At 63.7% G+C, this 16296-nt stretch carries 16 protein-coding genes and 6 tRNA genes; 5 read left to right on the top strand and 17 right to left on the bottom strand.

All coding sequences use genetic code 11. The annotated features are described in order from the left end of the window. Positions 1–7: 7 nt before the first annotated feature. From LQR33_RS22730 to LQR33_RS22705, 6 genes are all read right to left on the bottom strand, one after another. A tRNA-Asp gene (locus LQR33_RS22730) sits at positions 8–84 on the bottom strand. A 12-nt stretch (positions 85–96) separates the two neighbouring features. Further along, a tRNA-Val gene (locus tag LQR33_RS22725) sits at positions 97–172 on the bottom strand. A gap of 26 nt (positions 173–198) precedes the next feature. Further along, positions 199–275 (bottom strand) — tRNA-Asp (locus LQR33_RS22720). Between the two features lie 11 nt (positions 276–286). Continuing rightward, positions 287–362 (bottom strand) — tRNA-Val (locus tag LQR33_RS22715). A 26-nt stretch (positions 363–388) separates the two neighbouring features. Beyond that, positions 389–465: transfer RNA gene (locus LQR33_RS22710), tRNA-Asp, on the bottom strand. 12 nt (positions 466–477) lie between these two features. Next, positions 478–553 (bottom strand) — tRNA-Val (locus LQR33_RS22705). Between the two features lie 212 nt (positions 554–765). Between LQR33_RS22705 and LQR33_RS22700 the strand changes: the two genes are divergently transcribed. From LQR33_RS22700 to LQR33_RS22690, 3 genes are all read left to right on the top strand, one after another. Next, positions 766–1731, top strand: a complete 966-nt coding sequence (locus LQR33_RS22700) for an acetyl-CoA carboxylase carboxyltransferase subunit alpha (RefSeq protein ID WP_166441596.1) — start codon at positions 766–768, stop codon at positions 1729–1731. Continuing rightward, positions 1703–3040, top strand: a complete 1338-nt coding sequence (gene tilS, locus LQR33_RS22695) for a tRNA lysidine(34) synthetase TilS (RefSeq protein ID WP_231470541.1) — start codon at positions 1703–1705, stop codon at positions 3038–3040. The genes LQR33_RS22700 and tilS overlap by 29 nt, the downstream gene beginning before the upstream one ends. 344 nt (positions 3041–3384) lie before the next feature. Then, complete coding sequence (locus LQR33_RS22690) at positions 3385–3909, top strand: hypothetical protein (RefSeq protein ID WP_231470540.1); 525 nt, start codon at positions 3385–3387, stop codon at positions 3907–3909. Between the two features lie 58 nt (positions 3910–3967). Here LQR33_RS22690 and LQR33_RS22685 read toward each other — a convergent pair whose 3' ends face one another. The 4 genes from LQR33_RS22685 to LQR33_RS22670 all read right to left on the bottom strand — a co-directional run bounded on the left by LQR33_RS22685 (position 3968) and on the right by LQR33_RS22670 (position 8806). Beyond that, positions 3968–6319 carry a TonB-dependent receptor gene (locus LQR33_RS22685; RefSeq protein ID WP_231470539.1) on the bottom strand — a complete coding sequence of 784 codons (2352 nt, stop codon included), beginning with the start codon at positions 6317–6319 and terminating at the stop codon, positions 3968–3970. A 624-nt stretch (positions 6320–6943) separates the two neighbouring features. Then, positions 6944–7654 (bottom strand): UDP-2,3-diacylglucosamine diphosphatase, encoded by a 711-nt coding sequence (locus tag LQR33_RS22680; protein WP_231470538.1) that lies wholly within the window; start codon positions 7652–7654, stop codon positions 6944–6946. A 68-nt stretch (positions 7655–7722) separates the two neighbouring features. Next, positions 7723–8214 (bottom strand): peptidylprolyl isomerase, encoded by a 492-nt coding sequence (locus tag LQR33_RS22675; protein WP_021477658.1) that lies wholly within the window; start codon positions 8212–8214, stop codon positions 7723–7725. Positions 8215–8248: 34 nt separating this feature from the next. Continuing rightward, entirely contained in the window at positions 8249–8806 is a 558-nt protein-coding gene (locus tag LQR33_RS22670) for a peptidylprolyl isomerase (protein WP_021477659.1), read from the bottom strand. A 245-nt stretch (positions 8807–9051) separates the two neighbouring features. Here LQR33_RS22670 and LQR33_RS22665 point away from each other — a divergent pair, with 245 nt between their 5' ends. Then, positions 9052–10389 carry an OmpP1/FadL family transporter gene (locus LQR33_RS22665; RefSeq protein ID WP_231470537.1) on the top strand — a complete coding sequence of 446 codons (1338 nt, stop codon included), beginning with the start codon at positions 9052–9054 and terminating at the stop codon, positions 10387–10389. A 58-nt stretch (positions 10390–10447) separates the two neighbouring features. Here LQR33_RS22665 and LQR33_RS22660 read toward each other — a convergent pair whose 3' ends face one another. After that, a complete protein-coding gene (locus LQR33_RS22660) occupies positions 10448–11011 on the bottom strand; it encodes a cysteine dioxygenase (protein WP_231470536.1) in 564 nt (187 codons plus the stop codon). A gap of 167 nt (positions 11012–11178) precedes the next feature. Next, positions 11179–11658 carry an Lrp/AsnC family transcriptional regulator gene (locus tag LQR33_RS22655; RefSeq protein ID WP_021477662.1) on the bottom strand — a complete coding sequence of 160 codons (480 nt, stop codon included), beginning with the start codon at positions 11656–11658 and terminating at the stop codon, positions 11179–11181. Positions 11659–11787: 129 nt separating this feature from the next. Between LQR33_RS22655 and phhA the strand changes: the two genes are divergently transcribed. After that, positions 11788–12681: a phenylalanine 4-monooxygenase gene (gene phhA / locus LQR33_RS22650; RefSeq protein WP_221666101.1), complete on the top strand. Its 894-nt coding sequence runs from the start codon at positions 11788–11790 to the stop codon at positions 12679–12681. 52 nt (positions 12682–12733) lie between these two features. On the opposite strand, the gene pcp is transcribed toward phhA, so the two are convergent. The 5 genes from pcp to LQR33_RS22625 form a co-directional block, all read right to left on the bottom strand. Then, positions 12734–13366, bottom strand: coding sequence for a pyroglutamyl-peptidase I (gene pcp, locus LQR33_RS22645; RefSeq protein ID WP_221666100.1), 633 nt, complete (start codon positions 13364–13366; stop codon positions 12734–12736). Between the two features lie 12 nt (positions 13367–13378). Next, complete coding sequence (locus LQR33_RS22640; protein WP_205692711.1) at positions 13379–14332, bottom strand: DUF979 domain-containing protein; 954 nt, start codon at positions 14330–14332, stop codon at positions 13379–13381. Beyond that, positions 14332–15033 carry a DUF969 domain-containing protein gene (locus tag LQR33_RS22635; RefSeq protein WP_166441605.1) on the bottom strand — a complete coding sequence of 234 codons (702 nt, stop codon included), beginning with the start codon at positions 15031–15033 and terminating at the stop codon, positions 14332–14334. The genes LQR33_RS22640 and LQR33_RS22635 overlap by 1 nt, the downstream gene beginning before the upstream one ends. 31 nt (positions 15034–15064) lie before the next feature. After that, positions 15065–15802 (bottom strand): 5-oxoprolinase subunit PxpA, encoded by a 738-nt coding sequence (pxpA, locus tag LQR33_RS22630; protein ID WP_231470535.1) that lies wholly within the window; start codon positions 15800–15802, stop codon positions 15065–15067. Beyond that, the coding region (locus LQR33_RS22625) for a 5-oxoprolinase subunit C family protein (protein ID WP_462476157.1) at positions 15792–16296 on the bottom strand (505 nt) is incomplete at its 5' end. The genes LQR33_RS22625 and pxpA, both read right to left, overlap by 11 nt.

Below are 16296 nucleotides of genomic sequence, written 5' to 3'. Positions count from 1 at the left end.
AAACTGTTGGCGGAGTGGACGGGACTCGAACCCGCGACCCCCGGCGTGACAGGCCGGTATTCTAACCAACTGAACTACCACTCCAGCCGAAAACTTTGGTGGGCGTTGACGGAGTCGAACCGCCGACATTCTGCTTGTAAGGCAGACGCTCTACCAACTGAGCTAAACGCCCGATATTCGGGTACTGCTTGAAACCGTTGGCGGAGTGGACGGGACTCGAACCCGCGACCCCCGGCGTGACAGGCCGGTATTCTAACCAACTGAACTACCACTCCAGCCGAAACTTTGGTGGGCGTTGACGGAGTCGAACCGCCGACATTCTGCTTGTAAGGCAGACGCTCTACCAACTGAGCTAAACGCCCGATATTCGGGTACTGCTTGAAACTGTTGGCGGAGTGGACGGGACTCGAACCCGCGACCCCCGGCGTGACAGGCCGGTATTCTAACCAACTGAACTACCACTCCAACCGAAAACTTTGGTGGGCGTTGACGGAGTCGAACCGCCGACATTCTGCTTGTAAGGCAGACGCTCTACCAACTGAGCTAAACGCCCTGAATCCGTTTCGCTGCTTGCGTTTCAGCGAGGAGGCGAATTAAAGCACAGGGTTTAAGCTCGCGCAAGTGCTCGGGGAAAGTTTTTTTGCGGAAAGCTGATGTTTTGAATATTTGCTCCAATTTTTCGGCTTTTTGCCGGGTCTGCGGGTGACGGCGGCTTCGCGCCTCATGTATCATGCCGCGATTAGGTTTGACGGATGATTGTTAAGAATGAAGCCGACCTTTCTCGATTTTGAGCAACCGATTGCTGAGCTCGAGAACAAAATTGAAGAGCTGCGTTTCGTGCAGGACGATTCCGTGCTGGATATCTCCGAAGAGATCGCCCGCCTGCAGAAGAAGAGTCTGGAACTGACCAAGACTCTATACGCTAAGCTGACGCCGTCGCAGATCGCGATGGTGGCTCGCCATCCGCAGCGTCCTTATACCTTGGATTACATCCAGGCCATCTTCACTGATTTTGAAGAGCTGCACGGCGATCGCGCGTTTGCCGACGACGCCGCCATTGTTGGCGGCCTGGCTCGTTTCAACGGCCAGTCGGTGATGGTGATCGGCCAGCAGAAGGGCCGCGACACCAAGGAAAAGATCCGGCGCAATTTCGGTATGCCGCACCCGGAAGGCTATAGAAAGGCGTTGCGCCTGATGAAGCTGGCCGAGAAATTCGGCATTCCGGTGTTCACTTTCGTCGATACCACCGGCGCCTGGCCGGGTATCGGAGCGGAGGAACGCGGCCAGTCCGAGGCGATAGGCCGCAATCTGTACGAGATGACCCGCCTGCGGGTGCCCATTGTCGTCACGGTGATCGGCGAGGGGGGCTCCGGCGGCGCGCTAGCCATCGCAGTTGGCGACAGCGTCAATATGCTGCAGTACGCCACTTATTCGGTGATTTCGCCGGAAGGTTGCGCTTCCATTCTGTGGAAGACAGCCGAGCGCGCGTCTGACGCCGCGGAGGCGCTGGGCATCACCGCGCCGCGGTTGAAAACGTTGGGCCTGATCGACCGTGTGGTAACCGAGCCGGTGGGCGGCGCCCACCGAGATCACGCGCAGATGATGGCTACCTTGAAACGCGTATTGCAGGACGAGATGAAGGAAGTGCAGTCCAAACCGATGGACGCGTTGCTGAAGGAACGCTTCGACCGCCTGATGAGCTATGGCCGTTTCAAGGAAGACGCAGCCTGAGCTGGCGGATAGCCTGATCAAGCATTGGCCGGACGAGTTGTCCGGCCTTTTCGCTTTTGAGGTCGGGCTTTCCGGCGGACTGGACTCGGTGGCGCTGCTGTCACTGTTGTGCGAGGCGCGTGAGCGGCGGCCGGAGCTGATGCTGTCCGCCGTGCATGTTCATCATGGCCTGAGCCTCAATGCCGACGCGTGGGCCGAGCATTGCCAGGCCTTGTGCGACGCTCTGGGCGTGCCTTTGCGCGTCGAAAAGGTTCAAGTGCGCGCCGCCGGCGGCGAGAGCGTCGAAGCGGCGGCGCGCGAGGCGCGTTACGCGGTCTATCGGCGTTCCGCCGCCAGCGTGGTCGCGCTGGCCCATCATCAGGATGACCAGGCCGAAACCGTGTTGCTGCAGCTGCTGCGCGGCGGCGGCGTTCGGGCGCTGGCGGCGATGCCGGCGCTGCGCGAACTGGCCCCTGGCAAGCTGCTGTGGCGGCCGCTGCTGGAGACTCCCCGCGCGCGGCTGGAGGCTTATGTCCGGGAGAGGAGGCTGTCCTGGGTCGACGACGAAAGCAATCTGGACACCCGTTATCGCCGCAACCTGCTGCGGCGCGAAATTCTCCCCCGTCTTGAGCAAGATCTGCCCCATTACCGCAGCCATCTGGCGCGCGCGGCGATGCTGCAGGCTGATGCTGCGGCCATCCTGGACGAGGTGGCGCGCCAGGACCTGCGGGCCTGTCAAACCGGAAATGGGTTGGATTGCGCAAAGCTGTTGGCCTTGTCTGCGCCGCGCCGACGTCAAATGCTGCTGGCTTGGCTGGATGATTTGGGCTGGCCAGCGCCGGAGCCGGGCGCTTTGTTGGAGTTTTTGCGGCAGGCCGAGTATGCGGATTTGGGCACAAGTCCGCTTTTGGAGCTGTCGCAGGGGTGTTTGTTGCGTTTTGCCGATACCTTGCAGGCCTGGCCTAAAGCACAGGCTGAGCCGCCGGCCGCGACCGTGTTGTTGTGGCGGGAAGGCGACGCCCAGCCGCTGCCGGATTGGGGCGGTGAGCTGGCTTGGGAGTGGCGAGACCGCGGCTTGCCGGCGGTTGTGCTGAAAAACGGCGCCAGCCTGGCGCCGCGGCGAGGCGGAGAAAAACTGTCTGCCAGGGTGGGGCGCCGCGAGGTGAAGGACCTGTTCCGCGAGGCCGGGGTGCCGCCGTTGCTGCGCCGCCGCTGGCCGTTGTTGTATGGCGCGGATGGCGAGCTGCTGGCGGTGCCGGGCATCGCCGTATCCCACCGCGCGGCGACAGAGGCCGGCTGGTGGCCGGTGTGGCTGCCTGCCCGTTCTTGATTTCGCCGCCCTGCGGAACCTGAGGTCTCTGCTCTTTCATTCCGATTTTCTCCGTTGTTTCCACGTTTGAATCGATTTGGCGCGTTTTTGCTTTGTTGGAAACGTCGATCCATCGGCGTTGGTTCGCCGTTTCCCATCTTGCGATTGATATGTCTTTGGCATTTATTGATCAGGGCCGGCTGAGTTTGCATGGAATGTTTCTTGCTGTTTGTTGGCTGCGATTGAACCGCGAGGAGACTGTCATGCAACTGGATAAGGTCGGTGAGTAGAATGGTTTTGGCGTATCCAATGCAAGGCCGGCAAATGTTGCCGGCAAAAATGATGATGCAGTCTTTGCCAAGACGTTGAAACAAGCGCAGCGGCAATTGGCAGGCAGCGCGCCGACTGTGAGGCCGCCGCCTGTTCACGATGGCCCGCTGAACGACGAGGATGTCAAATGGCTGCTGCCGTCGCGGGAGGGCGTCGCGCTGCACGGGGAATACGTGAGCCAGCTGCTGGCGGGAGCATTGGGTCAGGCGGGCTTGCCTATGAATCCCCCGGTTCAGATCGCCAGCGTGGCGAACGGGAAGGTGACGCTGTCCGGCCAACGGGCCGATCTGGCGCGCATCGAACAGCTGTGCAACCAGAATCCGGAGCTGAACAGCGCCATTTGCAATTTGCAAGTCATGGCTGCCGGCGTGCCGGCAATGGATGAGTCTGGCGACTATATCCGAGACTGGTACCGGGCGCGCAACGACGCCGAGCGCATGGCGGTGTACCGTCATTACGCGTCCAGAATGCCTGCTCCGTCGAAGGTGGAAATCTCGCTGGGCGGCAGCGCTGTCAGCGTGAGCGTCAATGGCGAGGCGATGCCGCAGATGACGGCTTAGACCGAAAAAGAAACAGGCCGGGTTGTCCCGGCCTGTTTCAATTGGACGAGGTCGAGGATTACAGATCGACCTGCATCGTCACCGCCACGCTGCGCGGCGCGCCCAGGTTGTAGCGCACGGTGTCCGCCGCGTTGACCTTGGACGAGGTCGGGATGCGGTAGCTGGTATTGAACATATTGCTGAGGTTCAGCTTCAGCGTCGGGTTTTTCAGCATGCCCATATTGCCAAAGCGGTAGCCGGCATCCAGATCCACCGTCGTGTATTCCGGCACCGCTTCGTCGTTGACCAGGGTGGCGAACTGCTTGCCGGTGTGCTTGACGTCGGTGCGGATATACCAGGCGCCCGGCGAGTATTGCAGCGACAGCGCGGCCATCCAGCGCGGGGTCATCGGGAAGTCGTTGCCCTGGGTTTGCAGCAGGGTGTTGTTGCCGGACGCGTCCTTCCAGTTCAGGTTGTTCTGGATTTCGCTGTGATTGCTGGTGAAGGAGGCGTAAGCGCTCCAGCCCTTGACCGGCACGGTGCCCAGCTCGATTTCGCCGCCCCAGGTATGCACGCCGCCGGCGTTGATGTTCACCGATTTCAGCGTCACCGGATCATAGGAGTTGGCCTGGCGGTTGCTGAAGTCCACGTTGAACAGCGAGCCGCTCAGCGTCAGGATGTCGCCCTGCCAGCGATAGCCCAGGTCGGTGTTGACCGAGGTTTCCGGCACCACGTCGTTGTTCAGCACCACCTGGCCGTTGACCACCTGCACATTGCCGTTGCTGCTGCTGTAGGCGTAGTTGGGCACCGCGCGGTAGTTCTTGGTGATGTTGAAGAATACCTGCTGCTTGGGTGTCAGGTAGTAGCGCATGCCGAAGCTGGGCAAGGTTTCGCGGTAGGTTTTGCTGATGGTGTAATCGTAGGCCGCCGCGCAGGTCTTGCTGGAGGCGCCGCAGCCTTCGTTGGCGTGGTTGGTGAACTCGCGCTTGATCTGCGGCGTGCGCAGGCCGGCGTTGATGCCGAGGCGGTCGTCCAGGAAGTTGAAGGTGCCGATGGCGAACAGCTGGGTGGCGGTGCTGACGGTTTCCCAGTCGCGGAACTGATACTGGCTGCCGTCCGGACGGGTGACCAGCCCGGACCGCATCCATGGGTCCTGCGGGCTGCCATCGGCATTGGTCAGGCTTTCCGGTCCGGTCTGGACGTGTTGGGCGCGCTCGTACCAGACCCCTGCCTGCAGCAGGTGGTTGCCCAGGCTCTGCTCCATGGTGACGGTGATGCCCGGGCGGCGGGTGCGGGTGATGCTGCTGCCGTTGACCACGATGGTGTCCAGCGTGTCGCCGTCGCCGTTCAGGTCCCTGGCCGCCGTGTCGGTATGGGCGGACTTGTTCAAGAAAGCGCTTTCGGACTGGGTTTGCTGGCTGGTGGCGCCGCCGTAGCCGTACCAGAAGTAGGGCTGGATCTTGACGCGGGTGTCGGGGCCCAGCTTCAGCACGGCGTCCACTTTGGCGATCACGTTCTCGAACGGGTTTTGCTGCAGCTGGTAGTAAGCGGGGGTCGGCCCGGTTTCTTTTTGCGCGGCGCCGTTCTTCGGCGTCAGATGGCCGGGCAGGAATTGGGTCGAGTAGTCGTAGCCATAGCCGGTTTGCTGCAGCTGCTGCAGCGTCGGGGTGCCGAAGGCGTTGCCGATCTGGCGGTTGTACAGCACGGAAGCGTTGATGTAGCCGCCGCTGAAATCGTAGCGGATGCCGGTGTCGACGTGGTCGCGCTTCATGCCGCCGGCGCCTTTCCACTTGTCGGTTTCGCTGTGCGAATAGCTGGCGAAGGCGCGCGCCTTGCCGTCGGCGAACAGGCCGGTGTCGCCGCGGATGTAGGTGCGTTGCAGCTTGTTGCTCCCCAGGCTTTGGGCGAAGCGCACCCGGCGCTCTTTTTCCGGATCGCAGGTGACGAAGCTCATATTGCCGCCGCTGGCGCCCATGTGCGGCGCGTCGGTGTCGCTGGAGCCCTGGGTGACCGAGCCCTGGCACAGGTTTTCCAGGTCGACGAATTCCTGCGGATAGACGTTGTAGCTGCCGGAGTCATTGACCGGCACGCCGTTGATGGTGACGCCGATCTGGTCGGAGTTGAAGCCGCGTATGGTCAGCGCGCCGCCGAACATGCCGGTGTTGTCCTGGCTGGACGCGTTGACGCCGGGCAGCATATTGATGCCCTGGTAGATGTTGGAGGTCGGGCTTTGTTTTTCCAGCGCGGCCTTGCTGACATCGCTGCGCGCGCGCGCGCCTTCCTGTTGCTGCAGCAAGCCCACGCCCAGCTTGTCGCCGGCGCCGGTGATGGTGACGGTCTGCAGCTGGGTTTCCTCCGCGAGCGCGGCCTGGCTGGCCAGGGCCGCGAGCACGGCCAGAGTCAAGGGGCGCAAGTATGCCTTCTTATCCATTTCATTTCCTGAGATGTAGAAAAACCAATTTTTAGTTCTGATGCATTTTTCATGCGCAGCAGCGGGCCTGCCGTCAGGCATGGTCAATTGCATGGCAAACCAAGTGGATGACTTGGGCGAGGCGGAGGGCGGGGCCTTGTCCTGGCTGGAAAATTTTGTGTCCATGAGCGTGGCTGCAAACGCGTGGCATCTAGGCGCGCTCATGTCTGTAAAAATGACCAGTCTGGATTAGTTCGGCTTGGAATTATTTTTAAGCGGCAAATTTAGTCTATTGTCATTTAGATTTCAATAAACAAATATTGCAAAAAGAATAAAGAAATATGTCTTCGAGTGAAGCTTAAGGCGAGGAAATCAGGCTGAATCGGGGTGGGCAAGGCAGGAAGTCGAGCGAGTTTTAATGAATCTCAAAGCCGGTGGGGAGAGGGAATGGAAATTTATATGGCATCGATTTTTTATTATGCCCGCTCGACGCGCCGTATTTCACCGAAGCGCTGAGACGCGGCGCGAGCTGCTGCGGGACGAGAACTTGACGCTGTTGGCAAGCCCTCGCCGAGACGCAGAGTCAGAGCGCGCCGCCGCAGGCAGAGAGGCGCAACGCAGGCTGAGAGGTTTTGGCTGTGGTTCTTAAGAGAGCGGCAGTTGAGCGATGCCCTGCTCATCCAGGCGCAGGTAGCCGCCGCGGTCGCCGTGCCAGTCCTGGATCACCCAGCGGCTGGACGCGTCGTGAAGGTGATGGGCGGGTCGATGGGTGTGGCCATGGATCAGCGTCGGCCAGTCATGGGCGGCCAGCAGTTCGCGCACAGCGGTCTCGGTGACATCGGAGATGGCGGTCAGGCCGGTTTGCTGCTTGTTCATCTCGCTTTGCGCGCGGGCATGGCGGGCGATGGCGTGGCGCTCGGCCAGCGGCTTGGCCAGCATCGCCTGCTGCCACTGCGGGTTGCGGCTCATCGCGCGGAACTGCTGGTAGGCTGCGTCGTCGGTGCACAGCGCGTCGCCGTGGCTGAGCAGGATGCGCCGGCCGTGCGCCTCGATCAGCATCGGGTCGTCCAGCAGCTTGGCGCCGCTGCGGGCTTCGAAGCCGGCGCCCAGCAGGAAGTCGCGGTTGCCGCGCATCACGTACAGCGGCGTGTCGGCGGCGAAGGCGCGCATCGCGGCCAGCGGCGCTTCCAGGTAGGGGGAGTCGTCGTCGTCTCCCACCCAGTATTCGAACAGGTCTCCCAGGATGTACAGCGCCGCGATCCGGCCGCGCCAGGCGGCGAGCGTGTCCAGGAACAGCTGGTTGAGCGCCGGGGTGTCGTCGGCGAGGTGCAGGTCGGAAATGAAATGAATGGCCATGGCAGCTGGGGTATCCGGGGAAAGACAAAGCCGGGGCGAGGCCCCGGCTGGATTTTGCAAGCGGACGCTTAGATGACTTCCGCCTTTTGGAGCACGATGGGCTCAACCGGCACATCCTGATGCATGCCGCTGCGGCCGGTGCGGACGGTCTTGATGCGATCCACCACGTCCTGGCCGGCTACTACCTGGCCGAATACCGCGTAGCCCCAGCCCTGGGAGCTTTCGGACTTGAAGTCCAGGAAATCGTTGTCGGAGACGTTGATGAAGAACTGGGCCGACGCCGAGTGCGGGTCCATGGTGCGGGCCATGGCGACGGTGTAGGTCTTGTTGGACAGGCCGTTGTTGGCCTCGTTCTGGATCGGGTCCCGGGTGGGCTTCTGGTTCATGTCGGCGTCGAAACCGCCGCCCTGGATCATGAAGCCGTTGATCACGCGGTGGAAGATGGTGCCGTCGTAGTGGCCGCTCTTCACGTACTCTTCGAAGTTGGCGGCGGTTTTCGGCGCCTTCTCGTGGTCCAGTTCCAGGGTGATTTCACCGAAGTTGGTCGTCAGTTTGATCATTGCGTTTTCCTTTGCGCTGCAGCCGCGGACGGCCTTACGGTTTGATGGTGACTTTTTGGATGATGACCGGCTCGAACGGCACGTCCTGCATGCCGTTCATGCTGCCGGTGCGAAGCTTGGCGATGCGGTTGACCACATCCATGCCCTTGGTGACTTTGCCGAACACGGCGTAGCCCGCGCCCTGCGGCGTCGGCGAACTGTAATTGAGGAAGTCGTTGCCGGCTACGTTGATGAAGAACTGCGCGGTGGCGGAGTTTGGATCCGAGGTGCGGGCCATCGCGATGGTGCCGACGTCGTTCTTCAGGCCGTTATTGGCCTCGTTGGCGATCGGCGCGCGGGTCGGCTTCTGGTTGAGCTTGGCGTCGAAACCGCCGCCCTGGATCATGAAGCCGTCGATCACGCGGTGGAACACGGTGCCGTTGTAGTGGCCGGCCTTGGCGTAGGCGACGAAATTGGCGACGGACTTGGGGGCCTTGGCCGAATCCAGCGCGATTTCGATATTGCCCTTGTTGGTGACCATCTCTGCCACCGGGGCGGCGAAGGCGAGTGCGGGCAGGGCGGCGAGGGCCAGGCTGCTGATCAGTTTCTTCATCGTTGAATGGCTTTGCGGGCTTGTGGGACAGGGCGCTGATTCTAGCATAGCCGCCCGCGGCGGAGGCAGGCGCCGTAGCGCGGCGGCGGGTTCGCAATGCTTAACAAAGATATGTTTTTCTCTTGCGGCGAGTGGATTTCGAGCTTAGACTCCACCCCCTAAAAGATGCAAGCACTATCTTTTTATTCTGTTTGCATGATGCGCCGGCTCGTCCGGCGCGATTCATTTCAGGAATTCAAAATACAATGCAAGCCGCACCCCGCTCCCTGAGTCTGTTGTCCGTTTCCATCGCCGCCTTGTTCGCCGCCGCGCCCGCCGCGCAGGCCGCCGGTTTCCAGCTGACCGAGCAAAGCATCACTGGCATGGGCCGCGCCTACGCCGGCGCCGGCTTGGCCGGCGACGACCTGTCCGCCGTGTTCTACAACCCAGCTGGCATGACCCTGCTGTCCGGCACGCGCGTGCAAGGCGGCCTGACCTACGCGGAAATCGACGCGCCGTTCAGCGGCCGCAATACCAGCGTCAGCCATCTACCTGGCACGCCTCCCGCCACCGTGACGACTTCTGCCAACGACAATGGCCGCGGCGCGGGCGAAGTGATTCCGAACGGTTACCTGACCCACCAGGTCAACGACCAGCTGTTCCTGGGCCTGGGCGTGACCACGCCGTTTGGCCTGGGCGCAAGCTATAGCGACAACTGGGGCGGCCGCGACAACGGCATCTCCAGCAGCATCATGACGGTGGACATCAATCCATCGCTGGCTTACAAGCTGAACGACAAGTGGAGCTTTGGCGGCGGCGTGTCTGCGCAATACGCCAAGGCGGACCTGAAGCAGGGCGCCTATCTGCCCGGCGCCAGCGGCGAGCTGAAGGCCGACAGCTGGGGCTTCGGCTACAACCTGGGCGTGATGTATTCCTACAGCGCCGATACCCGCGTCGGCCTGTCCTATCGCTCCAAGATCCATCACGATGCCAAAGGCGATTACACCAATGCCGGCTTTCCCGCGCCGCTGGGCGGCCTGCTCAATGGCACGTATTCCGGCTCGGCCGAGGTGACCACGCCGGAATGGCTGATGCTGAGCGGCTACAGCAAGCTGAACAGCAAGTTCGCCGTGGGCGCCACCGCGCGCTGGACGCGCTGGAGCCGCTTCGACCAGCTGGTGGTCAAGGGCAGCCCCGTGGTGCCTAAGTTGCCGGGCCTGACGCCCGCGCCGATCGATACCACCACCACCATCGACAACCACTGGAAGAACAGCTGGCTGTTCTCGGTGGGCGGCGACTACTTCTACAGCGACGCGCTGACCCTGCGCGCAGGCCTGGGCTATGAAACCACGCCGGTACCGAACCCGCAGCACCGCAACGTGCTGATTCCGGACGCCGACCGCATGTGGCTGACCCTGGGCGCCGGCTACCGGATCAGCAAGCAGGCCAGCGTGGACGTGAGCTACGCCTATCTGCGCGCGGTGGGCGATACCAAGATCGACAATACTTCGCATAGCCCATTCGGCACCACCAGTCGTTTGCAGGGCGATTACTCCTCGATCACCGGCCACCTGCTAGGCGTGCAGATGCAGTACCGCTTCTGATATCCGTCTGGATATGGGAAAAGGCGCGGCTTAGGCCGCGCCTTTTTTTGTGGCCGGATCAGATCTGGAATTCCAGGCAGTCGTCCAGTACTTGCACCCGCCGCTGTTGCGGCTCCATGCCGAACAGCTCCATCCGCGACAGCGGCGGCGAATAGAGATGCAGGGTGACCAGATCTCCGCCATCAGCTTGCAGATTGGCCACCTGGTGGATGTCCAGATGGCCGTTGATCACCAGGCTGCCGGCCGCCAGTTCCCGGGTCTCGCGCGCGGCCAACTGGCCGGAGAGCGTGGTTTCGAACACGGTCTCGGTGGCGACGCCTTCTATCACCCGCACGCCGCACAAGCTGCCCTTGTGGTTGTGGATCGGGCTGCGCTGGCCATCGCGCCAGCACAGCAGCAGCAGCTCGCAATGCTCGTCGCGGTAGATGCGGTTGCGGCAGTAGCGCGCGTCGTCGAAGCGGCGGAACGGCGCGAGGTCTTCCCGGGTGGGGCGCAGCGCGCGGTGGAATTGAAGAATCTGTTCCTGGTTCAGGCTGCCGGAATAGAGCGACAGCTGCCGCAGCGACGCGGCCAGATTGGGACTGCATACGTCGAACGGCGGACAGTCGGGGAACGCTTCCATTCAGTTTCTCCTTGATCTCTGAGCGTGGCGCGGCGGTTATTGTCGGTAATATCGAGCCGTTTTCTTATATTGTTTTCAGCATAAACCATCTGGAAAACAGATTGCCGCCATGAACCGGTATAGCCGCGGCGGCATGGAGAATAGACGGACAGAAATGTCAGAGAGTTTCAGGGCAGGGAGGACAAGGGCAGCTTCATGGTCTGCTTGATCGCGTTGAGCACGATGGTGGATTTCACGCTGCGCACCAGCGACAGCTGCATCAGCTTGTTCATCACGAAGGCCGACAGCGACGGCAGGTCCGGCACCACGATGCGCAGCAGATAGTCGGCCTCGCCGGCGGCGGCGTAGCATTCCAGCACCTCCGGCAGATTGTCGATGGACTGGGCGAAGTCCAGCAGCGCGGCCTCGTTGTGCCGCTCCAGGCTGACGTTGGCGAAGGCCATCACCGACAAGCCGACATGCTCGGGATTGAGCGCCACCTGATAGCCCTGGATCACCCCGTTCTGTTCCATGCGCTGGATGCGGCGGCCGATCTGGGAAGCGGACAGCGGAATGTCCTGAGCCAGCTTCTGATGGGTGGCGCGAGCATCCTGCTGCAACAGGTGCAGGATCTGCAGGTCGAAGCGGTCTAATTCAATTTTGCGCATTTCATGCAACTTATGACGTTTGATGCGGTAAGTATGCAAAATTTACGGCGAAACGGCAAACAATGCGGTCTTCCCGCATGGCGGCCGGGCTAAACTAGAGTAAATCGCCAAATTCTACGGAGCTCAGCAATGAACGACCGCGCCGACTTTGTGGTGCCCGACATCACCACCCGAAAAAATGTCGGATTGAGCCACGACGCCAACGACTTCACCCTGCCGCAGCCGCTGGATCGCTACAGCGCGGAAGATCACGCCACCTGGGCCACGTTGTACCAGCGCCAATGCAAACTGTTGCCTGGCCGCGCCTGCGACGAGTTTCTGGAAGGCCTGGAGCGCCTGGAAGTGGACGCGGACCGGGTGCCGGACTTCAACAAGCTCAACGAGAAGCTGATGGCCGCCACCGGCTGGAAGATCGTCGCGGTGCCGGGCCTGATTCCGGACGACGTGTTCTTCGAGCACCTGGCCAACCGCCGCTTCCCGGTCACCTGGTGGCTGCGCGAGCCGCACCAGCTCGACTACCTGCAGGAGCCGGACGTATTCCACGATCTGTTCGGCCACGTGCCGCTGCTGATCAATCCGGTGTTCGCCGACTACCTGGAGGCTTACGGCAAGGGCGGGGTGAAGGCCAAGGCGCTGGGCGCGCTGCCGATGCTGGCGCGGCTGTATTGGTACACGGTGGAATTCGGCCTGATCCAGACTCCGGCCGGCATGCGCATCTACGGCGCGGGCATCCTGTCCAGCAAGTCGGAGTCCATCTACTGCCTGGAGAGCGGCAGCCCCAACCGCGTCGGCTTCGATCTGATGCGCATCATGAACACGCGCTACCGGATCGACACCTTCCAGAAAACCTACTTCGTCATCGACAGCTTCAAGCAGCTGTTCGACGCCACCGCGCCGGATTTCACGCCGCTATACCGGCAACTGGCCGACGCGCAGCCGTGGGGCGCCGGCGACATCGCGCCGGACGACGCGGTGATCACCCGCGGCGACCGCCAGGGCTGGGCGGAGACCGACGACGTCTGAAGTATTGGAGGGCGAGCACTGCGAGACCCGGCGATGCCGGGTCTTTTCACATCTAGTGGAGGCTGCCGCCGCTGAGCGCGAGGTCGCGTTCGCGCGTCACGGACAGCGCCACCGCCAGCCGCAGCGCGGCCACGCAGTCGTCCAGCGTCAGGCTGAACGCGCCGGGGTGCCGGATCGCCTGTTCCGGCAGGAAGGGCAAATGGATGAAGCCGCCGCGCAAGCCGCCGCGGTGCAGCAGGCCGTACATCACGTGGTTGCAGACGAAGGTGCCGGCGCTCTGAGACACCGTCGCCGGCAGGCCGCGCTCGCGCAGCCCGGCGACGATGGCCTTGATCGGCAGGGTGGAAAAGTAGGCTGCGGGGCCGTTCGCGACTACCGGCTGGTCTATCGGCTGCCGGCCCGCGTTGTCGGGGAAGCGGGCATCGTCGACATTGATCGCCACGCGCTCCACCGCTATGTCGGGCCGTCCGCCCGCCTGGCCCACGGCGATGGCGATGTCGGGTCGCAGCGCGTCCAGCTCGCGGTAGAGCGAGTCCAGCGCCGAGCCGAACGCGCAGGGCAGCAGCCGCGCGTGCACGCGCGCGCCGGCGATGGTCTCTCCATCCAGGCGGCGCGCCGCCTCCCAGGACGGATTGATGGTTTCGCCGCCGAAAGGCTCGAAGCCGGTCAGCAAGACGGTTTTCATACGGTCATTTCCTCAGCGGAACATCAGCCAGTCCAACAATACGGCATTCACCGCCAGCAAGGCCAGCGCGGTGGGAAATTGGGCCTTGATCACCGCGTTGCGGTCCGGCAGCTCCAGCAATGCCGCCGGCACGATGTTGAAATTGGCAGCCATCGGCGTCATCAGCGTGCCGCAATAGCCGGAGAACATGCCGATGGCCGCCATCACCGCCGGGTCGCCGTGATGGGCGCCCACCAGAAAGGGCAGGCCGATGCCGGCGGTCATCACCGGGAAGGCGGCGAAAGCGTTGCCCATGATCACCGTGAACAAGGCCATTCCCAGCACATAGGTCAGCACTGCCAGCCAGCGGATATCCAGCGGCAGGTAATGCGCCGAGAGGTGGGCGATGGCCTTGCCGACGCCGGCGTCGGCGAACAGCAAGCCCAGCAAGGCCAGCACCTGGGGCAGCAGGAAGGCCCAGCCCACGTTGTCCAGCAGGCGGCGGGTTTCCCGCACCGCCTGCAGCGGCGTTTCCCGGGTGAGCCGGCAGGCCAGGGCTGTGGACGCCAGGCAGGCGATGCCCAGGGCCATGACGGTGATGTTTTTGGGGTCCAGCAGCGGGACGCCGGACGAAGGAAGGCTGCGGGCGAGCAGGCTCAGCGCGATGGTCAGCAGCGGCAGCAGCAGCGATGGCAGGAAGATGCGGTTGCCCAGCCGCCGCAAGCTTTCCTGCAGGCGCTCGGCCGGCAGCGCGTCATGCCGGCCCGGCGCCAGCCGCCCCAGCCCGGCGAGCAGCACCATGGCCAGCACCATCGCGCCGGCCAGCTCCGCGGGCAGCCAGTCGCCGGCGACGAATAGCAGGCCGAACAAGCCCCAGAAGGCCGCGCTGCCCAGCCGGCGCGGGTGGCGCTTGTCCCGCAGCGTCATGCCGGCGGCCAGTAGCAGGATGCCGCCCACCAGCCAGTACAGGTATTGCGCTTGCAGCATTATTCCCGCTCCTCCCGCTGGGCGGCGCGGCTAAGGCGATATTCATGCCAGGCGAGCCGGCCGGCGTGGATCAGAAAGGCGAACATGGCGGTGGGCACGCCCCACAGCGCCAGGTTGATCGGGTCCAGCGAGTGGCCGTTCTCCCGCATGAAGGCATGCATCAGGATCACGGCGCTGAAGGCAACGAACAGATTCTCGCCGAAAAACAGGCCGATATTGTCGGTAGCCGCGCACATCGCGCGCAGGCGAGCGCGCTGCGCGGCGCTTAGCTTGCCGTGCAGCTTTTCCCAGGCGCCCTCCGCCATCGGCACCAGGATCGGCCGCACCACCTGGGGGTGCCCGCCCTGGGCGGACAGGCCCAGCGCGGCCGACAGCTGGCGCGCCAGCAGGTAGACGATCAACAGGCCGCCGGCGGTGGCGTCACCGATGTCCTGTATCCAGCGATAGGCGCGTTCGCGCAAGCCGTGACGCTCCGCCAGTCCGACCGCCAGCAGGGCGAGCAACAGGACGGCCGACAGGCTGCGGGTTTTCATGAAGCCTTCTCCCACCTTGGCCAGGATGGCCAGGGGGGCCAGGCCAGCGGCCGCGCCGGTGACGATGCCGGCGCAACAGACCACCAGCAACGGATTGCCGCGCAGCAGGAAGCCCAGAATGACGGCGGCGATGCCGAGCAGCGGCCAAAGATTGACGGTCTGATCCATGTTTTGTCCTTATCGCCTGGATAATGCCGGCTCAGCCGGCCCGCACGTCCACGCCCAACGCTTCCAGCCGCCGGCGAAGCAGGCGGGCGAAACGCAGCGCGTGGGCGCCGTCGCCGTGCAGGCACAGGGTGTCGGCGCGAACGGAAACGCGCTGCCCATCCGCCGCGGCGACGACTTGCCGCAATACCATGTCTTCCGCCTGGGCCAGCATGGCCGCGTCGTCCGCCAGCAGATCGCCGGGCGAGCCGCGCGGCACCAGACTGCCGTCGGCGCGGTAGCCGCGGTCGGCGAAGGCTTCCTGCCATGTGTCCAGCCCTTCGGCGCGGCAGGCGTCGATGAAGCAGCCGCCGGCCAGGCCGACTGCCCGCAGCGCCGGGTTGTAGTCGCGGATCGCGCGGGCCAGCGTCGTGGCCAGCTCGGGGTCGCGCGCGGCCTGGTTGTACAGCGCGCCGTGAGGCTTGACGTGCCGCAGCGCGCCGCCTTCGGCGCGGACGATGGCGTCCAGCGCGCCCAATTGGTATAGCAGGCCGGCCCGCGCCGTTTCTATCGGCAGCCGCATTTCGCGGCGGCCGAAGTGTTCCCGGTCGGGAAAGCTGGGGTGGGCGCCGATGGCGACGCCCCTTTCCAGGGCGAGCAGGACGGTCTTGCGCATGGTGTCGGCGTCGCCGGCATGCCAGCCGCAGGCGATGTTGGCGGAGCTGACCAGGTCCAGCAATTCGGCGTCGCCGCCGCAGCCTTCGCCGACGTCGGCGTTGAGGTCAATGTTCATCGCATATCCTTTCGATTCTCCGCAGATAGCGTTGCAATTCCAGGTCGGCCTGTTCGGCGTCATCGCGTCCGGCTTCGATGAAGTGCAGCTGGCTGCCCAGCCGCGCCTGGCCCAGCTGCCACAGATCGGCGGCTACTACCATGCCCAGCCGGGGATAGCCGCCTGTGGCCTGGGCATCGGCCATCAGCACGATGGGCTGGCCGTCCGGCGGCAACTGGATCAAGCCGGGCAGCGCGCCGTGGGACGGCATCTCCACCGGCTCGCTCAAGCGCAGCGCCGGCCCCGCCAGCCGGTAGCCCATGCGGTTGCTGCGCGGCGTCAGCTGCCAGGGGTGGCTCCACAGCCGCTGGCGGGCGGGTTTGGGCAGTAAGGCGTATTCCGGCCCCGGACAGACGCGGATGCGGTTGCCCGGCCTCGGCAGCCAGACGCCAAGCTTACCGCGCGGCGGCAGCGGCCTGCCCAGCGGCAGCCGGTCGCCGTCGCGCAGCGCGCGG

Origin of the sequence: Chromobacterium piscinae, assembly GCF_021129175.1 — a bacterium.
GTDB lineage: Bacteria > Pseudomonadota > Gammaproteobacteria > Burkholderiales > Chromobacteriaceae > Chromobacterium > Chromobacterium piscinae.
The sequence above is the reverse complement of the archived record's forward strand: the minus strand, read 5'-3'. Positions and strand labels throughout refer to the sequence as shown.